Annotated in this window: 19 protein-coding genes; 9 read left to right on the top strand and 10 right to left on the bottom strand. The window is 32.6% G+C overall.

Annotated elements, in window-relative coordinates; genetic code table 11:
• Positions 1–2: 2 nt before the first annotated feature.
• A complete protein-coding gene (locus A9G36_RS09975; protein WP_065585346.1) occupies positions 3–1,451 on the bottom strand; it encodes a sensor histidine kinase in 1,449 nt (482 codons plus the stop codon).
• 4 nt (positions 1,452–1,455) lie between these two features.
• Positions 1,456–2,799 carry a vWA domain-containing protein gene (locus A9G36_RS02050; RefSeq protein WP_065569126.1) on the bottom strand — a complete coding sequence of 448 codons (1,344 nt, stop codon included), beginning with the start codon at positions 2,797–2,799 and terminating at the stop codon, positions 1,456–1,458.
• A gap of 751 nt (positions 2,800–3,550) precedes the next feature.
• Between A9G36_RS02050 and apt the strand changes: the two genes are divergently transcribed.
• The 3 genes from apt (at position 3,551) to A9G36_RS02035 (ending at position 6,580) form a co-directional block, all read left to right on the top strand.
• Positions 3,551–4,102, top strand: coding sequence for an adenine phosphoribosyltransferase (gene apt / locus A9G36_RS02045; protein WP_034945403.1), 552 nt, complete (start codon positions 3,551–3,553; stop codon positions 4,100–4,102).
• 247 nt (positions 4,103–4,349) lie between these two features.
• Positions 4,350–5,120: a dimethylargininase gene (gene ddaH, locus A9G36_RS02040; RefSeq protein ID WP_065585335.1), complete on the top strand. Its 771-nt coding sequence runs from the start codon at positions 4,350–4,352 to the stop codon at positions 5,118–5,120.
• 50 nt (positions 5,121–5,170) lie between these two features.
• The gene (locus A9G36_RS02035; protein ID WP_065573942.1) at positions 5,171–6,580 is read left to right on the top strand and encodes a basic amino acid/polyamine antiporter; all 1,410 of its coding nucleotides are present in this window, start codon (positions 5,171–5,173) and stop codon (positions 6,578–6,580) included.
• 15 nt (positions 6,581–6,595) lie between these two features.
• Here A9G36_RS02035 and A9G36_RS02030 read toward each other — a convergent pair whose 3' ends face one another.
• A complete protein-coding gene (locus A9G36_RS02030) occupies positions 6,596–7,345 on the bottom strand; it encodes a tRNA1(Val) (adenine(37)-N6)-methyltransferase (protein ID WP_065585334.1) in 750 nt (249 codons plus the stop codon).
• On the bottom strand, positions 7,335–8,006 hold the full coding sequence (gene nfi, locus A9G36_RS02025) for a deoxyribonuclease V (protein ID WP_065569122.1): 672 nt from the start codon (positions 8,004–8,006) through the stop codon (positions 7,335–7,337). The genes A9G36_RS02030 and nfi overlap by 11 nt, the downstream gene beginning before the upstream one ends.
• Positions 8,007–8,060: 54 nt before the next feature.
• Here nfi and A9G36_RS02020 point away from each other — a divergent pair, with 54 nt between their 5' ends.
• Both A9G36_RS02020 and A9G36_RS02015 read left to right on the top strand, forming a co-directional pair.
• Complete coding sequence (locus A9G36_RS02020) at positions 8,061–8,642, top strand: IMPACT family protein (RefSeq protein ID WP_065569121.1); 582 nt, start codon at positions 8,061–8,063, stop codon at positions 8,640–8,642.
• A gap of 1,515 nt (positions 8,643–10,157) precedes the next feature.
• Positions 10,158–10,889, top strand: coding sequence for a rhomboid family intramembrane serine protease (locus tag A9G36_RS02015; RefSeq protein ID WP_065569120.1), 732 nt, complete (start codon positions 10,158–10,160; stop codon positions 10,887–10,889).
• Positions 10,890–10,958: 69 nt separating this feature from the next.
• Here A9G36_RS02015 and lolE read toward each other — a convergent pair whose 3' ends face one another.
• The 3 genes from lolE to lolC are packed head-to-tail and all read right to left on the bottom strand — an operon-like array spanning position 10,959 to position 14,112.
• Positions 10,959–12,197: a lipoprotein-releasing ABC transporter permease subunit LolE gene (gene lolE, locus A9G36_RS02010; RefSeq protein WP_065585333.1), complete on the bottom strand. Its 1,239-nt coding sequence runs from the start codon at positions 12,195–12,197 to the stop codon at positions 10,959–10,961.
• A 12-nt stretch (positions 12,198–12,209) separates the two neighbouring features.
• Complete coding sequence (gene lolD, locus A9G36_RS02005) at positions 12,210–12,917, bottom strand: lipoprotein-releasing ABC transporter ATP-binding protein LolD (protein WP_065573943.1); 708 nt, start codon at positions 12,915–12,917, stop codon at positions 12,210–12,212.
• Positions 12,910–14,112, bottom strand: coding sequence for a lipoprotein-releasing ABC transporter permease subunit LolC (gene lolC / locus A9G36_RS02000; RefSeq protein ID WP_065585345.1), 1,203 nt, complete (start codon positions 14,110–14,112; stop codon positions 12,910–12,912). Before lolC ends, lolD begins: the two co-directional genes overlap by 8 nt.
• 159 nt (positions 14,113–14,271) lie before the next feature.
• On the opposite strand from lolC, the gene mfd reads away from it, so the two are divergent.
• Both mfd and A9G36_RS01990 read left to right on the top strand, forming a co-directional pair.
• Positions 14,272–17,730 (top strand): transcription-repair coupling factor, encoded by a 3,459-nt coding sequence (gene mfd / locus A9G36_RS01995; protein WP_065585332.1) that lies wholly within the window; start codon positions 14,272–14,274, stop codon positions 17,728–17,730.
• A 714-nt stretch (positions 17,731–18,444) separates the two neighbouring features.
• Positions 18,445–19,992, top strand: a complete 1,548-nt coding sequence (locus A9G36_RS01990; RefSeq protein WP_065575783.1) for a DUF945 family protein — start codon at positions 18,445–18,447, stop codon at positions 19,990–19,992.
• Between the two features lie 415 nt (positions 19,993–20,407).
• Here the strand turns inward: A9G36_RS01990 and A9G36_RS01985 are convergent, their stop codons facing one another.
• A complete protein-coding gene (locus tag A9G36_RS01985) occupies positions 20,408–21,028 on the bottom strand; it encodes a riboflavin synthase (RefSeq protein WP_034945369.1) in 621 nt (206 codons plus the stop codon).
• Between the two features lie 164 nt (positions 21,029–21,192).
• Here A9G36_RS01985 and crcB point away from each other — a divergent pair, with 164 nt between their 5' ends.
• Positions 21,193–21,570, top strand: coding sequence for a fluoride efflux transporter CrcB (gene crcB / locus A9G36_RS01980; RefSeq protein WP_034945366.1), 378 nt, complete (start codon positions 21,193–21,195; stop codon positions 21,568–21,570).
• Positions 21,571–21,676: 106 nt separating this feature from the next.
• Positions 21,677–22,099 carry a SulA-like leucine-rich domain-containing protein gene (locus A9G36_RS01975; RefSeq protein WP_034945363.1) on the top strand — a complete coding sequence of 141 codons (423 nt, stop codon included), beginning with the start codon at positions 21,677–21,679 and terminating at the stop codon, positions 22,097–22,099.
• Between the two features lie 318 nt (positions 22,100–22,417).
• Here the strand turns inward: A9G36_RS01975 and plsY are convergent, their stop codons facing one another.
• Entirely contained in the window at positions 22,418–23,005 is a 588-nt protein-coding gene (gene plsY, locus A9G36_RS01970; RefSeq protein WP_202807439.1) for a glycerol-3-phosphate 1-O-acyltransferase PlsY, read from the bottom strand.
• Between the two features lie 179 nt (positions 23,006–23,184).
• Entirely contained in the window at positions 23,185–26,025 is a 2,841-nt protein-coding gene (gene uvrA, locus A9G36_RS01965) for an excinuclease ABC subunit UvrA (RefSeq protein WP_141670348.1), read from the bottom strand.
• Between the last annotated feature and the right edge of the window lie 355 nt (positions 26,026–26,380).

Genomic DNA, 26,380 nt, shown 5'->3' with positions numbered 1-26,380 from the left:
TTTTACTCCGATAAAATTAATGAAAAGGCAATGCCAGGCTCCTCATTAGTTACCTCAATTGTGCCACGCAATTGCAATGCTAATTGGTTCGCGATGGTTAACCCAATTCCGGTTCCAGAAACTCCTTCAGTTATTGAAGAATCGATACGATAAAAAGGTTTAAAGATCTGTTTTAAAAGATGATTTGGAATACCATCTCCATAATCTCGTACTGTAATAACTGTCTGTTTTTCTTCCTTATTAAGTAACAAGTCTACTTTTTTACCGTCCGCTGCATATTTTTCAGCGTTGCTTAAAAAATTACTGACAATTTGCATCACCTTGTCTTCATCAGTATTAATAACATAATCCTTATCACAATTAATAATCAAATTAAGCTGTAATGATTTTGTATCTAAAATCGGCTTAAATGTGTGATAAATTCGCTCTACTAACCCAGCTAAGTTAACTAGTTTGACATTAAGTTTAGTCTGCTTATTAAAGTTAAGCACATTTTGTACAAGCCTTGTAAGTCTTTTACTTTCACTAAAAATGATATCTAGATAAGTTGGAATTGGCTCGGGCTCATCAACCAACTGTTCTTTTAACATTTCAGAGTAAAGCGTGATATTGGTTAAAGGTGTTTTAAACTCATGAGACACCTGCCCAACAAAGCTGACTTGTTGTCTGGCTAAACGAACAGTTCGAGTATAATCTCGATAGGCATACCAAACAATTCCTACAATGAAAGTAACAAATATAACCAGAGCCCAACCACCTAACCAATATAGATTAACAATCTTTGGTGATGAGTAATAATAAGTCAATTGCCAATTTTGTAATGGATAATCAAGCATCACATTGATATTGTTAGCAGAAGGCAACTCACCATTAACATAAATTTGTTTATCCCCATCAAACAATTTGAAATTATCTATAATTGGCTGATTTTCGAATAAACAAATAACATCTAATGAAAAGTTAATTAGTGAAAGCTCAAAACCTCTAATAGTATCCCTTTGCTTTGACCAAAAAATAAGATAGCCATAAGATTGATACCAACCAGAAGTTGGCTGAAATAGTTCACTTGAGGTATTAGGACTAAATAAAATAGAATTATCATACTGTATCGACTCAACAATTTTAATCCATTGCAAGTCTGTATTATTACTTAAATAAATAATTTTATTACGATGAATTTCGAATGCATTTTTGATATCTGGTTGTGATGCCAATAAATTATCAAAACTATCGGCATTTTTTTCCAAAAGTTGAAACAAGCTAGTAAGATAAACCAAACGTTGATTAAACAACGATTCAATTGATGATTTTATATTATCGACTCGGCTTTGTGCTAACATTTTTTCATGATTTTCACGCATAAAGACTTCATGTTCAATGCTACGCCAACCTAAATAAATAAAAGCTGCAATTAATATAAAAATAGATAGAATCGCTGCTAATTTCTTCATCGTTTTATTTTTTAATAACACTTTGCTTAGATTCGTATTGTTTTTCCGCCATTTGTTTACGGTAAATTTTTTCATCTTCTTTATAAACAGCATCTGCCATGATCTTATTTTTTTCCATTTGCTCTTTTAATCTTATACTGGCTTCTGGCGCACTATTGCTTAACTTTAAAGCATGTGATTCGAGCATTTTGCTATTATCATCCAATATTTTTTTGGCTGCATCTAAATTTCCTTGATTGTAAAGTTCTAATGCTTTTTCATTTTCAAGTGTAACTTTTTGTATTTCTGATTCAGCCACCACATCTTGAAGAATTGCATCATCAACAACCTCTTGTCTGTCAGTATAAGCAATTTTAATGGTATCTGTCTTTTTTTCGGTCTTCTTAGTTCGCAAGTTATCATATTCAAAAGAAACTTCAGCTAATGTTTTATTTTCACCAACTTTACCTTTAGGTGGAATAACCTCCAATAAAAGATATTTTTCTTGATTTGAATAAATTTGATTCATTCTGACAGTAACTTGGTTATCTTTAATAACCCCATCACGACCGAGTAAACGAACAGGTTTAACACCATCTTTTAGTTGAATAGTAATAATAACATCTTGCGCAATAGCTGACATTACATCATTAAATTCACGTACAAACACATTCTCAAGATCTAAAGAATTATTAACAAATACGTGATTACCGTCACTATAACTAGCAATCGACGACATCAACAACTCATTATAGTCTGCGCCAATACCAAACGTACTAATAGCTATATGCTTTTTAGCAGCAATAATTGCCAGATCTGAAAGCTCACTGACTGAAGTTGGTCCAATATTTGCCTGTCCATCAGATAGTAAAATAATACGATTCACTTTGTCCTTAGAAAGTTGTTTTTCGACTTGATTAATACCTTTACTTAAGCCAGCAAATAAAGCTGTACCACCACCAGCAACAATATTTTCATTAATAAGATTAATCAGTTTCTGCTTATCTTTAACTTTAGTTGAAGGCACAATCACCTTAGCATCATAATCATAAGCAACAATTGATAAAGTATCATCTTCATTAAGCATGTTAACAGCGAAAATTGCAGCTTCTCGCGCTTTTGCAATGCGTTGCCCCGACATAGAACCTGAACGATCGATAACAATCGCCAAATTAATCGGCACTCGAACGGATGCATCTACTTTTTTACCTGTTAGGGATATTTTTAAATAATTTTTTTCTTGATTATTTTCTAAAATAATTGGTGATGCTAATTCAGAACGGATTTGAATATCATCAACTGATTTTGCATAGCAACCAAGAGTAAATATTGAAAGCCAGATAGCAGCTAATGTTTTTATAAATTTCATTGTTGACTCCTCATTCATAGAATAATTTATCCAATTATCGTATTTTTATCAATTAAATTGTCTAATTGATGTATCTAATTGTAAAAAATTGTAAAATACCAAAACATTGACAAATCCTATTGGAAAAAAGATTCGCATTACATAAACATTTTTATATTAATGAAATAACCTTATCACTTGAAAATATTTGATTTTTACAATATGTTGGATTTAAATTAGGTTATTACCCTAATCTACTGAAAAAATAAATTCTTCATCACAATAAATTATCAACGCTATAAGTTTAATAAGTAAAATACTCAAATAAAAATATTCTATAATTTATTCAAAAATAACCACATTAAATCTGACATATTACACATATAATTCAAACAACATCATGGAATAACCTTTCATACTTAGCAAAGTAATATATCGAATTAATAATACATTCCAATAGCTACAATCTGGAAAAATGTAATGAATAATACTTATATGAATAAAAATATTTGCTTACTATGGCAAAATAATACTTATTTAATTGTATTAATTTATTTCTTATTATTTATGCATAATGTTAGATGCAGCTATTTCCTAAATATTAAATGAAAATTAATAACAATATTAAAAATTTTCAAAAGACAAAATCCTGATAAAAAATTAATTTTATTTTTTACAACGATGTGATCCTTGTTTATTGCAAGCATAAAGAGCAAAGGTATATAATAAAAAATTAGCCATTCTTATAGAGAATATTTAGAGAGCATTGAATATGACTCAATTACAAGAAAAACTTGCACTTATAAAAAATAGTATCATCACTATTCCAAATTACCCTAAAGAAGGGATTTTATTCCGTGACATAACAAGCCTACTTGAAAACCCTATCGCATTTAAAACATCGGTTGAACTTTTTATCGAACATTATAAAGATAAAAACATTGATAAAGTCGTTGGCACTGAAGCACGAGGATTTATCTTTGCTGCACCAATCGCTCTCGCCTTAGGGGTTGGATTTGTCCCTGTACGCAAACCAAATAAGTTACCGCGTAACGTATTTAAAGAAGAGTATCAACTTGAATATGGTACCGATACACTAGAAATACATACAGATGCGATTAAAAAAGGTGAAAGAGTTTTAATTATCGACGATTTACTTGCAACTGGGGGTACTGTTGCAGCAACAGCAAAATTAATTCAAAAAGCAGGTGGCATCGCTCAAGATGCTGCTTTTGTTATTAACTTACCTCATCTACAAGGTAAAACTAAATTAATCAATATGGGAATTAATTGTTTTACATTAGTTGATTTTTCAGGCGAATAAAAACATTATTTAGGGCGAAATATCGCCCTATTTTTAAATATGCCTTCATTAATTTATCTAATTAACTCTTAAATCCCCCTCTTCTTACTACCTCAATTATGACAAGCAAAAAAATAAATTTCTCTGTTTAGATTTCCTATTAACCAAATCACAAGATGCATAAAAAATCAATTTTAATCTTGAAATTCACTTTAATATGAATTATTATTCATAAATAAAGCATAATTATTAAAATAGGTAAATTGAAATGAAAAAAATTAGCCACATTATCACCAGAACACCTGCCAAATCGCTTATAAATGGACTAACATCGGTTAACTTAGGAAAGCCTGATTATCAAAGAGCCTTAGAGCAGCACAATAAATATATTCAGGCATTACAGCAATGTGATGTTGATATTACCATTTTACCACCAGATGAACGTTTTCCTGATTCAATATTTGTTGAGGATCCAGTGCTTTGCACTCCACATTGTGCCATCATTACCAGACCAGGTGTAAAAAGTCGACGCGATGAAACCAAAATCATTACTGACACCATTGAAAGATTTTACCCTAATAAAATTGAACGTATTACAGCACCTGGCACAGTTGAAGCAGGCGATATAATGATGGTTGGTGATCATTATTATATTGGTTTATCAGCACGAACTAATCAAGCTGGCGCTGATCAAACCATTGCAATATTAGAAAAATATGGATTATGTGGCTCAGTAATTAAGCTCGAAAAAGTCTTACATCTAAAAACAGGTCTTGCTTATTTAGAAAACAACAATTTATTAGCAGCAGGGGAATTTATTAAGAAACCTGAACTTCAACATCTTAATATCATTGAAATTCCTGAGCAAGAAAGTTATGCAGCCAACTGCATTTGGGTTAATGGTAAGGTAATTATGCCTGCAGGTTACCCAACAACCAAAAACAAAATTATCGCATTGGGTTATCATGTGATTGAAGTAGATACGTCTGAATATCGCAAAGTTGACGGCGGTGTTAGCTGCATGTCATTACGATTTTGAATCAATCCAAATTGTGCTTGATTAATAAAAACCAATAACAAGATTATATTATGAATATAAAAACCCAAATCAAACTAGGCATATTACCACTGACTTTATTAGTTGTAGGCAGTATTGTTGGCAGTGGTATTTTTAGCTTACCACAAAACATGGCTGAAGCATCAGGTCCTGGAGCTATATTAATTGCTTGGGTCATTACCCTATTTGGCATGCTAATGCTAACCAGAATATTTCAATATTTATCCATACGATTTTATAAAATCAATGATGGATTATATGGATACGTACGTAAAGGTTTCGGTGATTATATTGGTTTTAATGCTGCTTGGGGGTATTGGATCTCTGCTTGGATGTCATGCACCAGCTATTTAGTCATTTTATTTAGTGCATTAGGATCATTTGATTATTTTAGTTATTTTGGTAACGGTACCACTCTACCTTCAGTTATCAGTGCAATCATCTTTTTATGGATAGTTAATTTATCTATTTTAAAAGGTATTAACCAAGCATTTTTATTAAATTGCGTGGTAACATTAGCTAAAATTGTGCCTATTTGTTTATTTATTATCTGCATCATTTTAGCTTTTAAAGTGGATACTTTTAAAACCAATTTTTGGGGGACCCCGCAATTAGGATCGGTTGCCGATCAAATAAAACACACCATGCTTTATACCGTTTGGGTTTATTTGGGAATCGAAAGTGCCACAGTTTATGCATCACGCGCCAAAAGTATTTTAAGCATTAGCAGAGCCACTTTTTTCGGCTTTGCAATCACCAGTTTATTATTGATTTGCGTATCGGTACTCTCTTTAGGCATAGTGCCACAGCATGAGCTGGCACAAATGAAGAACCCCTCCATGGCATTGGTGATTGAACACGTCGTAGGCAATTGGGGAGCTACCTTTATTAACATCGGACTAATTGTATCTGTTAGTGGCGGCTTATTATCATGGTTGATGCTAGCTACTGAAATGCTATTTTTAACCGGTAAAGGCAACAATCATACTGTACCAAGCTGCTTTGGAAAACTTAATAAAACAGGAACACCAGCCAATGCTTTATGCTTAACCTCAGCATTAATCAGTATATTGATGATTCTTGCACATTTTTATCAATCTGGTTATAACATTTTAATTCAACTATCAACTTCCATGGTACTTATTCCCTATCTACTTTCTGCATTTTTTGTATTAAAATTAGCAATTAATCGTGGTAATACTTTCCTAATTTTCTTAGGAACGGCCGGTTCAATTTATAGCACATGGCTTATTTATGCAGGTGGAGTCTCTTACCTATTATTATCGATGATTTTATATAGTGTTGGTTTAATATTTTATTTATATGCCAGAAAACAACGATCGCTCCCTGCTTTTAGCTTTATATACGATAAAATCTATGCCACCGTAATAATCCTATTAGGCATTATAGCAATATTCTATTTTTATGTTATACCTAGTTAAACTTCTAAATAGCTGTTATTTTCGAAACAAATAAAATTTGGCTAATAATTTTCTAAATTCTTGGGAATAACATCCATTATCATCACGCATACAAAGTTGCTGTATTAAAATATTATCCTTTTTACTTAATGAAAATGCCATTAATGACAATGAAAAATCCTTGTTAGCATTGTACTTTACATTCATTACTTGTTGTAAATATAGTTGGTTTGATTCACTCTGCAACCTGAACTGATTAGATAAATTAAATGGCAAAACCAAACAAAATACCCCTTGAGGTTTCAATAATCTTTTAACTGTATCAATGAGTTGATGAAAATTCAAACTTTCTGTATAGCGGGCTAACTGCCTTGAAGCATTCCTACATTCAACTGCTGATGCAAAATAAGGTGGATTGGTCACAATCAAATCATAAAAAGAGGTAATACCGACTTGAAATTGATTGATATCTGCTTGTTGTACAATGATCGATTGAAATCCTGCTCGCTTTATATTTTTCTGACATTGTTTTACAGCGGCTTTATCAATATCAATTGCATCAATTTGGCAAATCTGGTTTTCTAAACGCTGTGCCAGCATCAAAGCGATTACACCACAACCACTACCAATATCGAGCACACGGTGCAATTCAGAGGGAATTGGCGCCCAAGCGCCGAGTAAACAACTATCAGTAGTTACTTGCATAGGGCTTTTGTCGTGTGCAACAAAAAAACGTTTAAAAGTAAAACCTCCTTTTTTTAAAGGCTTTTGATGATTATTTGTCATATAAAAATTTCTTAAATAATGGTTTATTCGACGCAATCGCATCAGCCCAACGTGTTGGTTCAGGTAAACGATAGCCACGCAAACAAAAGTTTACCCATTTTAATGCGCTTTCTTGGCTAACACGGTGTCCTGATGAAATAAATAATGGGTTACAATTATTTTTACTTTGTAATACCCAACCGATTTGATCTTGTTTATCTAATAATTGTGTTGCCTGTCCTACTTGTTGCAACTGAGGATCATATTGTCCGTAAAGCCTTTTTTTTGCCACGCCAATAGTTGGCATATCCAACAACAAACCAATGTGACTTGCAACACCCAATCGCCTTGGGTGAGCAATGCCTTGTCCATCGACCAAAAGTAAATCGGGTTTCTGCTGAATTTGTTGCCAAGCAGCAAGTAAAGCAGGATATTCTCGAAAAGACAAATAACCAGAAATATAAGGAAACTCAGTTTTTAAACGAGCAACATAATACTCAATCACTGTAAAATCAGGGTAACTTAACACAACAATTGCAGCTCGTGTAGTGTTACCTTTATCCTCAAATCCCACATCGGCACCACCAATAAATTTTACAGACTTATTAAAGTCATCTTTCAGTATCACCTGTTTGGCTAATGACTGTTGGGTTTGTTTTAATTGTTGTAAATTAATAGACATTTTAATTCTGTTCAGTATTATTACTTACAATAAATCGATTTTACCAGAATAAGTATGTCATATACATTAGCTAATCCCACAGAACTGACAGAAGAAATTAAAAAAAGCCGTTTTATTGTTAACGCTGCACCTGTTATATCAGCAGAGCAAGCTTTTGACTTTATTAATCAAATTAGCGACCCTAACGCCACTCACAACTGCTGGGCATGGAAAATTGGTCAACAATATCGTTTTAATGACGATGGCGAGCCAACCAGTACTGCAGGGAGACCTATTTTATCCGCCATTGAAGGGCAAGACTGTGATCAAATTGTAGTGGTGATAACACGCTATTTTGGAGGCATAAAATTAGGTACTGGCGGTTTGATTCGAGCTTATGGTGGTTCAGCTAGCCACTGTCTGCAACAAGCAGAACTAATAAAGCTAATCACCCGCATTCCATTGCAATTTCATTGCTATTACAATGAGTGGTCTATTATCGAAAATCGACTTAAAGAACTCAATGCCATTATTGAAAATCAGGATTTTGATGTTGAAGGAGTAAAAGTAAGCATTGCAATTACCCCAGATAACTCACTAATTTTAAAGAAAAACATCTGTGATATTACGCGTGGACGAGTGGTTATTGAATTGTAACTTGTCACTAAGCTAACACCTATTTTCGATTAGTCATTTAAACAAAGAGTTAAATGATTAATCTACTGCTAATTCATTTTATAAAATAGTCAGTTATGCAGCAAGCTTGAAAATAGATATATAAAATAAATGATATTTACATAATAAGTTAAGCGTTATAACAGTGCTGTCATCTTATCTATAAACTAATAAATTTAGGTTGAAAGTCTTAAAATAAAGATTTCTATATGAGCTTTGGACATATTATATTACATTGACGAGATGCAAACATCAAAAATTGACTACTGTAGAAAACTTCCTATTAAAAATAACATATCAATACAGATACCAAGATACAAGAATCATCTAAGTTTAATTGGATCCCCAATCTTCTTACTTACAGCCTTTATCAATACTTGTATTTGCTCATCGCCATTAATCAAAACATAAAAAGTACCTAAACACGGATAATATTATTTTAACATGTTGCCTTTTGGTGTTCCCGCTAGACAAAAATTAAAAGAAAGAATATTTGAGTTTGCCCTAATGCACATAAAACCATCTAAGCAGAATATTCCTTCCATTTTAGCATACTTAAACAAGATACTTTCCTAAAAAATGCATAGTAGTTTTCAACTGGTCATTTGAATTTACTATAAAATTTTTTCAATCTCCTTATCTCAATAAAGATTGTTATGTAATGACTTATAATCAAATATATCAGTGCGATATTGACAAACATTAATATAATAATATTTTGCTCTAACAGTTTATTTATTCCAAAAATAAAACCATATAAATAGATTGATAATGGTAAAACAATTAACAGGTTAACCAATGTCATTATTCTTCTTTAGGCTTCTAAGACAACTCGGGCTCTTTTGATACTAATTTTAAATGATGATCAAATAAAAATGATACCTGTTCTGGCTTAAAAGAATAATAAAGTTCTTTCATATATCCTTTCATCATATTTTCCTACACATAATTTTATTTTTATAAGAAAAAATGATTATAAAAGAAACAATCCAATTTATAAAATAAGATTATTTTTATCATATAGTTAAAACAATTAATTTTTCCATAAAAATCGTTTATTTAGTTCTAAAATTACTAACGATTTGAATCGTTTTGCTAAACTAAAAATTAATATATTAGCTACAATCTTAAGTGCCAAAGTTTAGCCATAATTCATTTGTTGCTTCATATCGATAATCTAATTACAATTAACTTTATCAACCTTTAATTTCTAACTCCATGATTAAATACAGTAATGCCACATTAGAAAATTTACCGTTTATTGTTGAGATATATAATTCAATCATTCTTATAATAAAACGACTGAAATCAGCTTGTACATTCCTAAAGATTTTCGTGGTAAAAAATTGGAAAATTTACTATTAACGAGATTGAACAATTTGCAAGAAATGTTGGGAACGAAGCTGTTTCAAGTTATGTATATCCTAGGAAAACAATTTGACTAACGGCCAAATATATTAACCGCATTTTGATTCATTGATAAGGATCCTTACCTAGATGAACATTCTACAAAATTTATTTTATTTAGGACGCCAAGCAAAAGTAACTAGCACATTAATAATTATCAACATTATATGGTTTACTATATCAAGATTGTTCGATAGTCGTAGTTTTAACGATACTTTAGAAGGCATATTTCTTATTGATTGGGGGGCCGATGTATCACTATTAACCTTTTCTGGCCAATATTGGCGGATGTTAACTAGCATATTCATGCATACCAATATCTCGCATTTAGTAATGAATATGCTGGCATTGCTAAGTGTTGGTACAGTGTTAGAAAAACATATACCAAAATTTGTCTTTATTGGTATTTATTTCCTTACAGGTTTAATTAGTAGCTTAACAAGCGACATAGCAACGATACAAAATGCTGTCATTAGTTGTGGCGCATCAGGAGCAATTTTAGGTTTAATTACTGCTTTACTCGGTTACAGCTTGGTTAATCGGACGAATTTAGAAAATATGCCTATTAAAGCAATAATCGCCTCTTTAATTCTTACTGCTGGGTTAGGTATGCTGCCATCCATAAATAATATGGCTCATTTAGGAGGGGCAATTTCAGGATTTATTTTAGGTTTATTAATATCTTTTTGTATTAAAGTGTTTCACTATCCAAATAGACTCACCTTTGTATTAATTAGCATTTTATACTTTATTACGGCATTGGGGTTATATATGGGTTACATGCATTTTAAACTTCCTGACAATTTCCAATTATACTATTAACAGCATAATCACATTAACAATTAAACGTACACAATACATTATGTTTAAATAGTTTTTAGTATAGAAAAACTAAAAACTATTTAAAATTCGTGCAGGATCGATTTTACATGCTCTTCTTGCCGGGTAATAGCTGGCAATTAAACTTAACAACAACGCTGTTATAAAAACAATTACAATATCCATCATATGGATCTCAGAAGGCAAGAAATCGACAAAATAAATATTACTATTTAAAAATTTGTGTCCAATTAATGACTCAAAGATCTCAATAATATTTGAAAGTTGCCACGCAATTACCACGCCTAAAATCACGCCGATTAGACTACCAATTACACCAGAGATCACGCCGTACCAAATAAAGATATGTTTAATTAATTGATTTGTGGCACCTAATGTTTTTAATATTGCGATATCCCGTTGTTTATCTTTTACTGCAATAACTAAGGTAGACACAATATTAAAACAAGCTACACCAATAACAACAATCATCGCTAAATACATAATTTTCCTTATCATTTGGATATCATGGTACATAAAACCATAGGATTTTTCCCAACTATTAACTATCAAATTTTCATCAAGATTTAAAGCTACGTGGTTTAAAATTTGATTAGCATTATAAACCTGATCAACATTAACCATTATCCCAGTGACACTGTCACCAATGTCAAGAAGTTTTTGTGCATCAGTTAATGGAATTAAAACAAGATTATTACTTAAACTACCACTCAATTCCAAAATACCAACAACTTGCAAACGCACTCTTTTAGGAGGTTTGAGCTGATTTTGATTACTTGACACAGGAATTAATAATGAAACCCATCCCCCTTCTTGAACAGACAATGATTTAGCCAAGCCAGCACCAATAATCACTTGTTGATTTTCTGCCTTAAAATTTTGCCATTTATTATTCAGCACATAATTCGGTAGTGAACTTACTTGCATTTCTTGTTCAGGGTCAAGGCCTTGTACTTGCACTGCACCAAGTTTGCTACCGTTTTCAATTAATCCAGTAAAATTAACAAATGGCAAGGCTGATACAATATTACTATTGTTTTTAAGTTCTTGTTGAACATGTTGCCAATTATCTAAATTGCCGTATTTTGGATAGAATTGTCCATGTGGCACTACCGATAACACTCGATTGTGTAATTCACGTTCAAAACCATTCATAGCACTTAAACCAATAATTAATGCCGCAATACCAATAGCAATGCTGAGTGTTGAGATAATCGAAATTAATGACACCATACCACTTTTGCGACGCCCTTTTCGAAATTTTATGGCGGTAATTAAAGATAAATTCATATTAATTATCCATTAATTGTTATTTGATGATGCGCTATCATCAGTAAGTTGACCATCTCTCATCACCCATTGCTTATCAAGTTTATTAGCTAATTCAAGATCATGTGTAACAACCAAAAACGCAGTGCCATGTTCACGATTTAATTTAATCAGTAGCTCAAAAATAGAATCCGCTGTTGATTTATCAAGGTTACCTGTTGGCTCATCAGCCATTACTAAAGCGGGGTTATTAATTAATGCACGCCCTATTGCCACCCGTTGGCGTTCTCCGCCAGACAGCTCGGAAGGGCGATGATTTGCTCGTTTGACTAAATTAACCGACTCTAGCATTGCCATAGCCCGTTTTTTAGCTTCGTTAGGTAAAATACCGCCAATTAATAGTGGCATCGCTACATTTTCAAGTGCGGTAAAGTCAGGCAATAGGTGGTGAAATTGATAAACAAAACCAATTTCTTGATTGCGTAGTTGAGCTTTTTCTTGTTCAGACAATCGATTTAAATATTGTGTTTTAAATACAATCTCACCTGATGTAGGTTTATCCAACCCTCCAAGAAGATGCAATAATGTACTCTTACCTGATCCAGAACTGCCAATAATTGCTAACAATGATTTTGAGTAAATATCAAATGATACATTTTTCAAAACTTCAGTTATCATTTTGCCTTCTTTATATGTTTTACAAAGATTTCTGGCAGAAAGAAGTATTTCAAGATTATTCATAACGTAATGCCTCAGCAGGTTGAATATTAGCTGCGCGATAGGCAGGGTAAACGGTAGAAACTAACGATAACGTAAGTAGTCCAACAATAATAAAAACAATTTGTATAGGTTCAACCAATGAAGGTAATAAAATACCAGTAAAGGATAGCCCAAATGCTTGCATAAATTCATTTAAATTAAACGCCAATAAAAGCCCAATAGTACTACCTAATAGCGTACCAATCACACCTGAGCTTGCGCCTTGAATAATAAAAATTAACATAATTTTAAAACGCGATAAGCCTTGCGTTTTAAAAATTGCAACTTCGCCTTGTTTCTCCATAACCAATAAACTTAATGACGTTATAATATTAAAAGCAGCCACAATCACAATCAGGCTAATTAGCAAGCTCATAACAGTTTTTTCCATTTTTATGGCTTGAAACAATTCGCCTCGTTTCGTACGCCAATCTTTAAATATTAACCCTTCTGGTAATGGCTCGTTAACAACCGATGTAATATTTAATGGTTGATCTAAAAAAAGCCGCCAACTAGTAATATTGTTAGCCGGATAACGTAATAAATTTTTAGCATCGTTTTGATTAACATAAATTAAAGATTGATTAATATCATGATTCACCGAAAATAAACCTGAAATATTAAACAAACGTTGTGAAGGTATGCGTCCAACAGGAGTAATTTGGCTTGCATCGGTGACCATTAAGCGAATTTTATCTCCAATCGTCACACCAAGTTGATTGGCTAAACTTTGCCCAAGAATCACATTATATTTACCAGCTTGAAGATCAAACACCGAACCACTGTAAATATAGCTATTAATAGGATCGTTATCTTCTGCGGTAATCCCCATTAACGTACTTACCGTAATACTTTGTTCGCTTTGCAATATCACATCACTGGTAACTAAAGGCGTAATACGATTAACACCTTTAAGCGTTTTGAATTGCTGATTAACAATCATAGTTGAATCAATTCTGCCATAAGAGGATGTTATTTGTGCCTGTGGTAAAAATTTTAAAATGCTACCTTGCATTTGATCTTCAAGACCATTCATAACCGACAAAACCAAGATCAACCCTAGTGAACCAAGCATAATTCCGATCATTGATAGCCATGAAACAAAACGACCAAAACCATCCATTTTTTGCCCATAGACATAGCGCAAACCAATATAAAAAACTAAGGGGCGAAATATTTTTGACATAAACGTAATATTAGTACCTAAAACTTTTTTACAAAGTCTGTCTGTTAAACGCAAGATGTTTATCATACAGGATTAATCTGTTCTAGAAAACAACCATATATTTACGTTATAATCTGATGATAAATTTTCAGCGACATCAACGAACTCATCATGTCTAAAAAAGTTAATATTTCAAACTTAATTCCTCAAAAATCAGGCGAAGTAAAGCAAATTGGGCAGCTAGTTGGCTCTTCCTTATCACAATTTTGCGCTCAAGCTATAAATGCACATGAGGGTATCGTTGTGATTGTCACTGATGATATGCAACAAACCTCGCGCATTCATGAAGAAGTAAAGCAGTTTACATCCTTTCCTTCTATTATCTTTCCAGATTGGGAAACATTGCCTTATGACAGTTTTTCTCCTCATCAAGATATCGTATCAGAACGCTTATCTTGCCTTTATCATCTTGGACATTTAACCAAAGGGGCGTTAATTTTACCCATTAATACCTTAATGCAAAAAGTCTGCCCACAAAGTTATTTGGGTGGACATGTTTTTATGATGAAAAAAGGCTTACAAATTAGCCGAGAACATTTACGTCTTCAACTTGAAAATGCTGGCTATCGTTCAGTCAGCCAAGTTATGGAGCATGGTGAATATGCTACTCGTGGAGCGCTTTTTGATATCTACCCCATGGGCAGTGATAAGCCTTATCGCATTGATTTTTTTGATGATGAAATCGACAGTATCCGTACTTTTGATGTCGAAACTCAACGTACCTTTGATGAAATTGCTGAAATACAATTGCTACCAGCCCATGAGTTTCCTTTTGATAAAACAGCTATTGAGTTGTTTCGTAGTCAATGGCGAGAACAATTTGAGGTTAGATTAGACTCAGAAAGCATCTATCAACAAGTTAGTAAAAATATTTTGCCAACCGGTATTGAATATTGGCAAGCGCTATTTTTTAACGAACCATTGACATCTCTATTCTCTTATTTTTTAGCAAATAGCTTAATTATCAATACAGTTAATATTGAACAATATGCTAATAAATATTGGCAAGATATTACCCAACGTTATGAAAGCCGCAAAGTCGATCCTATGCGACCATTACTTGCACCAAATGTTATTTGGTCTAAAACTGACGAGATTTTTGCCAATTTCAAAAACTACCCAAGAATGGTTTTATCGCATGCAATAACGACAGAATCAAATAAAAACGTTAATTTGCCTTATGTAGCATTACCTAATATTGCTATTGAGATCCAACAAAAAGATCCTTATTTGCAATTTCAAAAATTTGTTGAAAATTTTGCAGGAACAATCATCTTTTCGGTTGAATCAGAAGGACGCAAAGAGGCTTTACAAGAAATTCTTGGACGAATTCGTATTCATCCCACTACTATCGATTTACTTGATGAACGAAAAAACAGTGATAGCCGATTTTATTTAATTGTTGGAGCTAGTGAACAAGGCTTTATCAATCAGCAAGATAATTTTGCCTTTATTACTGAAAATGAGCTATTAGGACGGCGAGTAGTTCGTCGCAAAAAAGAAAATAAACAAGCTATCAATACTGATTCACTTATTCGTAGTTTAGCTGAGCTAACACCCGGCAAACCCGTTGTCCATTTAGAACATGGCGTTGGTCGATATGCAGGACTTACCACATTAGAAACAGGCGGGATTACGGCTGAATATCTTATTCTATTATATGCCAATGACACCAAGCTTTATGTTCCTGTTTCATCATTAAATCTAATTAGCCGTTATTCTGGTGGCGATGAAGAAAACGCACCATTGAATAAATTAGGTACTGATGCTTGGAGTAAAGCACGGCAAAAAGCGGCCGAAAAAGTACGAGATGTTGCTGCTGAATTACTCGATATTTACGCTGAACGTGAAAGTAAACCCGGGTTTGAATTTAAACAAGACCGAGAGCAGTATGAACTATTTTACCAAGGGTTTCCTTATCAAGAAACTGATGATCAACAAAATGCTATTGGGGCAGTAATTGGCGATATGTGCTCTCCTTATGCCATGGATAGATTAGTCTGTGGTGATGTTGGATTTGGTAAAACAGAAGTAGCGATCCGCGCTGCTTTTTTAGCCGTTATTAATCATAAACAAACAGCAGTTTTAGTTCCTACAACTTTACTTGCAGAACAACATTACGAAAGCTTTTGTAATCGCTTTGCAAACTGGCCAGTTCGCATAGAAAGCCTGTCTCGATTCAAAACCGCCAAACAACAAAAAAGTATTATAGAAGCTCTTGGTGAAGGCAAAATTGATATTGTAATTGGCACACATAAATTGTTACAAGAAGATATCAAATGGAAAGATTTAGGCTTGTTGATTGTTGATGAAGAACATCGTTTTGGCGTCCGCCAAAAAGAACGAATTAAAGCAATGCGAGCAAACATTGATATTCTAACACTAACCGCAACGCCAATTCCAAGAACCCTCAACATGGCAATGAGTGGTATGCGGGATCTCTCTATTATTGCGACCCCTCCAGCTCGCCGATTAGCAGTGAAAACCTTTGTTCGAGAATATGATGATCTCGTGATTAGAGAAGCCATTTTGCGTGAAATTTTACGTGGTGGTCAGATTTATTATTTACACAATGATATTTCTGATATCAAAAAAGTAAGCGAAAAACTGGCAGAACTGGTGCCCGAAGCACGAATTACCATTGGTCATGGACAAATGCATGAACGCGACTTAGAGCGCGTAATGAATGACTTTCATCATCAACGTTTTAACATACTTGTTTGTACAACCATTGTTGAAACTGGTATCGACATTCCTAATGCCAATACCATTATCATTGATCGTGCCGATAAATTTGGTTTAGCCCAATTACATCAGCTCAGAGGACGAGTTGGACGTTCTTATCATCAGGCTTATGCTTATCTATTAACCCCACATCCTAAATTACTCACTAAAGATGCCAAAAAACGCCTAGAAGCAATTGCCTCACTTGAAGATTTAGGTGCAGGTTTTGCTCTAGCCACACACGATCTTGAAATTCGAGGTGCTGGTGAGTTATTAGGCAGCGATCAAAGCGGTCAAATTGAGACAATTGGCTTTAACCTTTATATTGAGCTACTTGATGAGGCCGTTAAATCACTAAAAGAAGGTAAAGAGCCAACACTTGAATCATTACTCAATAATCAACAAACAGAAATTGAGTTACGCTTACCAACACTTATTCCTGATGATTTTATTCCCGATGTTAATACGCGTTTATCACTGTATAAACGTATTGCGAGTATCACCGATCTTACCGAACTCACCGATATTCAAGTTGAAATGCGAGATCGTTTTGGTAAATTGCCCGATGCAGTGCTTTTTTTACTAGAAACCACCAAAATCCGTTATCACGCAACCCAATTAGGTATTACTAAAATCGAATTTGGCGAAAAAGGCGGTTATATTGAATTCGGCAGTGATAATAAAGTGTCAGTTGATTACTTGATTGAAATTATTCAAAAACAACCAAAATATTATCGTTTAGAGAGTTCAAATCGATTGAAATTGCAAAAATCTGAACTACAAAGAACTGATCGTATTGAATATATTAAACAATTGTTGACTGATTTTTCTCAGCATCAAGTATAACTTATGAAGTTTAAAAAATATAAAATGTGATGAGTAAAAAGGATACATTAGCTTTTGGCACCATTGCTATATGAGAGATTAGATATATTGGAACAATGTGACATAAATAAAATACTACAAAAAATGATATCGATAGTAAACTAAATTAAGTGGTTAAGCAAATTAATTGTGGTTAAATGAATATCAACATCAAAAGTTACATTGTCACTTTATAATAAACTACTAAGCTAACCTTTGTATTTGATGATAATGACTATTCACCATGAACAATTCTCATTGTTGGACTAACAAAAGGATATTTTGTGCACAAATAGCATGATTTGAATGTCAAATTGCAAAAAACATAATTCAAACTTTGGAGGCTTGCGTATATCCCATAATTTATAAAAAGTAATACAAAGGCCTGTGATAACAAATATTTCTCTACGAAATTTTTTAATAGAGCCATTACAACCGCAAGTTTTTATTACCCTATTCTACTTAAAAATGAATACTAAAATAATATCATTAATCAAATAATAGAAAGACAACCATAAAAATATATGCTAAAAGGACAAAATAGTCGATAAACAGACGAAGATCGATTAAAATTAATGAAATCAGAATAAATACAAATCATCTATTTCGCTTATAAAGTATATATAATTTGTTGACTACTGATATTCCTCAATATGAAATAACCTTTAAAATATTATGAACTAGTAGAGAATCACAATGAAAAAAAGTATTTTAGCTGTTGGCATTATTGCAGTATTAGGAGTTGGAACTATTTTTACCTCATGGCACACAGGTAAAGCTATTGAAAGTGATATCGATAATAATCTTTCGAAAATTACTGATATAGCGAATAAAAATCAGGATCTTTATAACCTTAATATTACCAAAAGCAACTATGAAAGAAATATCTTTTCTACAAAATTACATCTTATTATTACCCTCTTACCGAAAGATAAAACAGAACCAAACGAAAAGCCTTTAAAAGTGTTTGATGATGATATTACCATTCATCATGGTCCATTCCCCCTTTCTGCAATTAAAAATGGTATTTTAAAACCACAAATGGCTTGGATTGAATATGAAATGAATGAAGAAACATCGCCAAAACTTTGGAAAATTGCTGGTAATAGTTCTTTAATCAATGCACATCTAGGAATAAGTTATGGTAAATATTTAACATTCAAACTTATTAATAAAGCTATCACTTTAACCAATAATGAAATAGATTCATTAGATGGTCAATTAGATATCTCTAAAGGTCAATTATCTTTTGAAGGAGATGAAAGCCTAAGTTGCATATCATCAACCGCGCAATTTGCTAAATTGAATTACGCATTAGATAAAAATAATTTTTTTTCCATGGAAAAATTAAACATATCAGCAACCTCTAATAATAGCTCTAATGTTGATTATAAAATAAATATCGGCAATCTTCATATTAATACTGAAAATACAAATGAATTGATAAACTTGGATTCTGATAATATTGAAAATCAAGGAAACTATACATTTAATATCAACAGAAATGGAAATTTTACTATTTCAAGTTATAAAAATGACACCAGCTTTCAAAAAATAAAAATAAGAAAAGAAAACACACTAAAACAAGAATTACCATTAATTCAAATAAATCAATTATCAATAAAACAAAATGGTCAATTAAACAATATAAAAATGGCAAATGGATCATTGAGTACAAATATTAATTCTATTATATTTGGTAAGCAAAATTTAGGTTCAGGTGTATTTGATTTTAATTATGAAGGCATTGTTCCGAAATTCATTAACTATCCTTTATATTCTAATCAAGATATGCCTGAATTAGATGAAAATACACAAACAAATATGAAATTTTCAATTAAAAGCTTAAACTGGCATAATGAAGAAGGCGATATCAACGTTAGTGGTGATATCGATATACTTGGTAGCACTGGTTCACTGTTGTTAGAGGACATCGATCAAGTTAAATCAATAAAATTAAAAATTGATGCTCCATTCAGAATCATTGCTCATTTTCTTGCACAAATTGAAAAACCGTCTGATACTACAGTAACATCAGAGGAAGTTAACAAAACAAGTAAACACCTTGAATTGATGGCATCTTTATACGCAAATAACAATATACCATTTATTACGTTAAAAAAAGATAATGTTAAAGGAATTTTTACTGACATTGACTACTCAAGAGATCGTGAAGAAACCTACATTAATGGTAACACAATGACTAAAAAAGAATTCTTCAAAAATTTCTTTGGTTATTATTAATTTATTCAAATGAAATTAATCATCGCCTATATCATTACAGCCTAAATGGTATAGGCTTTTTACTATCATTAATCTATAAACATTTAAAAAATTAAAATGATATTAAAATCATCATTGAGCCTTTATCGGGCAAACAATACACTCTAATAACAAAGTAATGTAATATACTATTTTAATTTATAAAAATTTTAATGAAAACCTAAAACGCTCAAAGAAATGAAAGTTATTGAAAATGACTAGGATCCCCCCCCTTTCCTAAAAGGAAATAATAAAGATTATTCTCATGCATTCAAAAAAGCTAAACTAGCGTTATTATTTTTAGAATAAAATAGTTAAACTGTACTGATTGATTTTCATTAAACCTATTATACTAAATCAAATTAAAAACAATCAGCACACTTTATTTAAATAAAGTTTACTGAATTTTATTACCTTTTGCTGCAAGAATACGTTCAACTGTATCAACGATAGCTTGAGTTTGCGAATCAATTTCGATATTAACTCTATCCCCTACTTTTTTGGTACCCAAGGTTGTAATTGCTAATGTTTCAGGAATTAAATGAATATTAAAGCCGTTGTTATTAACTTCGCCAACAGTCAAACTTGCACCATCAACACCAATAAATCCTTTATATAAAACATATTTCATAAATTGCCTAGGAAGTTCTAAAGTTATTTGACAGTTAGTTGCTGTTTTTTTAATATTGGCAATTGTTGCCATACATGAAATATGACCAGACATAATATGTCCACCCACTTCATCGCCATATTTTGCACTACGTTCAATATTGACAAAATCATTAAGCTTTTTATTGCCTAAAGTTGTTAAAGCAAGCGTTTCTTGCATAATATCAAAGGAAACCCAATCCTGATCAAATCCAGTTACCGTCAAACAACAGCCGTCATTAGCTATAGAAGCACCAATTTGTAAATCTTGGGTTAAATGACAAGGTAATTTTATTTTGTAAGTTCGCAATTTATCTTGATCTAAAATATCAATAATTTGAGCAACGCCCTGAACAATACCTGTAAACATAGAGATACCTCAATTTTTCTTAATATTGAATATTCTACCTCAATTTGATTAAGATTTCCTATTTCTATTTTCTACTGGTATGATCTTTTACATATTTTCCAATCACTTATTATCTATAGCGATAACAAATTCATATTTCAGAGTATAGTCAAGGATATATCATTATGTTAAAACTGATTTTAGCCATTTCAGTCGGTTCAGTAGCTGGGGGATTAATGCGTTGGTTCTTATCTCTTAAACTCAATATTATTGCTTTTACTATTCCACTAGGTACATTGCTATCTAATTTAGTTGCTGGCTATATTATCGGCTTTGCAATTGCCTTTTTTAATCACTCTAACCTTTCTCCTGAATGGCGGTTATTGGTAATAACAGGTTTTTGTGGTGGCTTATCAACTTTTTCAACCTTTTCTGCCGAGGTCGTTAACTTTTTACTAGAAGATCGAATATTTTGGGGGTTAGCAACAATATTGATTCATGTGATTGGTTCAGTTTTAATGACATATTTAGGTATTTTATCGTATCAATATTTGAGATCTTAAAATAATTCAATTAATAAATTACATAAAAAATAATCATAAATAGAGTTTACAACCCTAAAATACTGTACTAATATACACTGTATGCAAACACAGTATTGGATTTATTATGCTTATTGAACATTCCACACAACAACTTTTGGCTATCCATTTTGAATCGCCTTTTCAACAAGTATTACAACAACAACGCATATTATTAAGGACATTCAATAAAGAAAAAAAATGGCAATTATGGCTTTCTGAAAAACCAATGTTAAAACGTTCATGGATTAACACTGCTGGACTCGATAAACAAAAAGTAATCCATATAGCCAACTTGAAAAATGAAAATTTAGTTTCAACAATTGAAAAGGCATTACAAAGTAAAAATTGTAGTTATATTGTTGCTTGCATTAAGCATCTTAATGAGCAAGATAAATTACGCTTACAAAAGGCTGTTTTAGCAAGCGATACAACTCTATTTTTAGTGAATGAAGAATCTTATAAACAAGATATTCAGGATCATCAAGTTAAAAATAAAATTTTTAGATAACTCGATAAATTAATAAGAATTTATGGCAAAGAACAATAAATTTTCAGAATGGCTCTGACTTTGTTCGTTTTATTTTATGAAAGCCTATTCTTTTGGCATACTAAAATAAAGAATTTAAACAAAACAGAATATCACTGATCTTCAATTTATCATGCTCGACACCTTTACTTTCCTACCACAGCAAAAAGATGAAGTAGCCAGCGTTATTAGCAAATAAAAATCAAATCGAGATGATGACAAATTCACAGCAATTAGAAAATTTTCACAAAACAATTTATAGCCAGATTGGAATCTAACTTATATAACTAAATTACCATTTCATCGCCTTAAGCTTTTAGGTTCTTCTCCTTTCAATAAACGCATAATATTACTACTATGGCGAATAATAATAAGGCAAGAAAGCATTGTTACTGGTAAAGTCAATTCAGGTTTAAACAACCAAACATAAAGTGGCGCTAACAAAAAACCTATAATTGCAGCAACAGAAGAATATCGAGTTATCAATAACGCAGCCAGCCAAGTTAAAATAAAACACCCAGTAAAATCAAGCCCAATAGGCGCCATTATTCCCAAAGCTGTGGCAACACCTTTTCCACCTTTAAAATGAAAAAAACAAGGAAAAATATGACCAAGACAAGCGGCAATACCAATAATGCCTAAAAAGAAAGGCGAAATACCAAATCGATAAGCAATATATACAGGTATTGTACCCTTAAACATATCAAAAAATAATACAATAATTGCTGGTAATTTACCGTTGATTCGAAGAATATTTGTTGTACCTGGATTGTGCGATCCATGAGTTAAAGGATTAGGCAATTTCATAACTTGACTGATAATCATTGCGCCAGACAATGAGCCACAAAGGTAGGCGATGATGATCATCAATGTAACTTGTAATGTCAAAATACCCTCCTTAGTTATACCCATTTTCTGATTAAAATATCGATTAAAAACTTAAATAACCAAAATAATTTTATTTACAAACTTATTATCGATATTCATTTATTCATTAAAGAATGAATAAAAGCTGGGGAGTTGCCTCCCTTTCTTGCTTAACTCTTTAATCAAAAATTAAATACATTTTACTTTCTTTTTTGTTTATCTAATAATGGTTTTAAATATTGACCAGTGTAAGATAATTTCGATTTAGCTACTTCTTCTGGCGTACCTTCAGCAATAATTTCACCACCACCATTACCACCTTCTGGCCCTAAATCGACAATCCAATCAGCTGTTTTTACCACATCTAAATTATGTTCGATAACAACAATAGTATTACCTTTATCACGTAATGTATGTAATTGCGCAAGCAATTGTTTAACATCAGCAAAATGTAATCCAGTTGTTGGCTCATCTAATATGTATAAAGTACTGCCTGTATCACGTTTAGATAACTCTTTTGCAAGTTTTACCCTTTGTGCCTCGCCGCCTGATAAAGTTGTGGCTGATTGCCCAATAGTAATATAAGCAAGCCCAACATCAATTAATGTTTGTAACTTACGGGAGATCATTGGTACTGCATCGAAAAACTCTCTTCCTTCTTCTACTGTCATATTTAAGATCTCGTTGATAGACTTACCTTTATATTTGATCTCAAGCGTTTCGCGGTTATAACGTGCGCCATGGCACTGATCACAAGGTACATAAATATCCGGTAGAAAGTGCATTTCAACCTTAATTAGACCATCGCCTTGGCATGCCTCACAACGACCACCCTTAACATTAAAGCTAAAGCGACCAGGGTTATACCCCCTTGCACGTGATTCTGGCACACCTGCATAAAGCTCACGAATAGAGGTAAAAAATCCAGTATAAGTTGCAGGGTTTGAACGAGGTGTACGTCCTATCGGACTCTGATCAATTGCGATCACTTTATCAAAAAAGTTAAGTCCTTTAATTGACTTATAAGGAGCAATATCACTTTTTTCAGCGCCATTTAACTCATTTTGGGCTAACGGATATAAAGTATCATTAATTAAAGTTGATTTGCCCGAACCTGACACACCAGTAATACAAGTAAATAATCCAACAGGAATATTTAATGTAACATTTTTAAGATTATTACCAGTGGCACCAATAAGCGACAACACCCTTTTTTTATCCACTTTAGTGCGCTCAGCAGGAATCTCAATCTTTTCTTTACCAGATAAATATTTTCCTGTTAGTGATGTTTTCGATGCCATAATTTGTTTTGGCGTGCCTTGTGCCACTACCTCACCACCATGGACACCAGCACCAGGACCAATATCAATCACATAATCAGCAGCCAAAATAGCTTCTTCATCATGTTCAACCACAATAACGGTATTACCTAAATCACGCAAATGTGTCAACGTACTAATTAAACGGGTATTATCACGCTGGTGCAATCCGATAGAGGGCTCATCCAACACATACATCACACCAACAAGCCCTGCACCAATTTGACTAGCCAAACGAATACGTTGAGCTTCACCGCCCGATAATGTCTCAGCAGAACGAGAAAGAGTTAAATAATTAAGCCCGACATTAATCAAAAACTGCAAACGATCATTAATCTCTTTTAAGATCTTTTCTGCTATTTGTGCTCTTTGCCCTTTTAAAGATAATTTATCGAAAAACTCTTTTGCCTGCTGAGTACTTAAATCACTAATTGTTGGTAAATTAGTATCATTAATAAAAACATGTCTAGCTGTGGCACATAATCTTGAGCCTTTACAACTTGGGCAAGATCGGTTACTGATAAATTTCGCAAGTTCTTCACGAATAGTTTGTGATTCCGTTTCTTTGTAACGGCGTGTTAAATTATTAACAATACCTTCAAAAACATGCTTACGCTTAATCACATCACCGCGATCATTAGTATAAACGAATTGTATTTCGGTACTTCCTGAGCCATTTAATAAAATATCTTTAATTTTTTCAGGCAATTGTTCAAAAGGTTTATCAATATCAAATTTATAGTGATTTGCTAATGATTTTAGCATTTGAAAATAATAAAAATTTCGACGATCCCAACCTTTAATCGCCCCTGCAGCCAAGGATACTTCTGGCATTAAAACAATTCGTTTAGGATCAAAATATTGTTGAACACCTAAGCCATCACACTCAGGACAAGCGCCTACAGGATTATTAAATGAAAATAACCGAGGCTCTAATTCCGAAATACTATAGCCACAAATTGGGCAAGCAAAATTAGCAGAAAATAACTGCTCTTTGGCTTTAGGATCATCCAAATTTGCTACTTTAATGATGCCATTAGTAATAGCTAATGCTGTCTCTATAGACTCAGCAAGACGTAATTTTAGATCATCACGAATTCGAAAACGGTCAACAACAACCTCTATACTATGTTTCTTTTGCAATTCAAGTTGAGGCGGATCAGATAAATCATATACATCGCCATCTACTCTTACCCGAATATAACCACTGGCAGCAAGTTGTTCAAAAAGTTTAACAAATTCACCTTTACGCTCGGTAACGACGGGAGCAAGTAGCATATAACGGTTTTCAGGTGGTAAAACCATAATACTGTCAACCATTTGCGATACAGTTTGTGCAGCTAATGGTAAATTATGGTTCGGACAACGTGGCTCTCCAATTCGAGCAAACAGCAAGCGAAGATAATCGTAAATTTCAGTAATGGTTCCGACAGTAGAGCGAGGATTATGTGAGGTAGACTTTTGTTCAATTGAAATTGCCGGTGATAGCCCTTCAATATGATCAACATCAGGTTTTTCCATTAAGGATAAAAACTGGCGTGCATAAGCCGACAGTGATTCAACATAGCGCCGTTGCCCTTCAGCATAAAGGGTATCAAATGCTAATGAAGATTTACCTGATCCAGAAAGTCCAGTAATTACAACTAGCTTATTTCGAGGAATAATCACATTAATATTTTTTAAATTGTGCGTTCTTGCGCCGCGAATATCGATATCTTTAATTGACATAGATCTCTTCTTAAGTTTGTTTTTTAAACAATTAAAGTGAAAACCAACTGTACATTATACCAGTGATAGCTGATGAAATATAGTACAAAAGTACTCTTCAATAAGAATATATTATCAGAAAGCCTTTAGTCTAACTATTAGTCCTGATTAAGCTAATATGGTCATAAAAATAGGTAAATACAAGTCATGAAAAAGATAAAAATTAATAAAGTTCGATAAAAGTTAACGAATAACTTTGGCGATATTAGAATAGACTAGATTGATTATAATAAGTTTAATAATAATTAACTAAATTATTATTAAACACTAAGTGGAAAAGGAAAGTAAAAAAGACTCAGCATAACATTCA

This window comes from Gilliamella sp. Choc6-1 (genome assembly GCF_001690385.1).
GTDB classification, from domain to species: domain Bacteria; phylum Pseudomonadota; class Gammaproteobacteria; order Enterobacterales; family Orbaceae; genus Gilliamella; species Gilliamella apicola_A.
The sequence above is the reverse complement of the archived record's forward strand: the minus strand, read 5'-3'. Positions and strand labels throughout refer to the sequence as shown.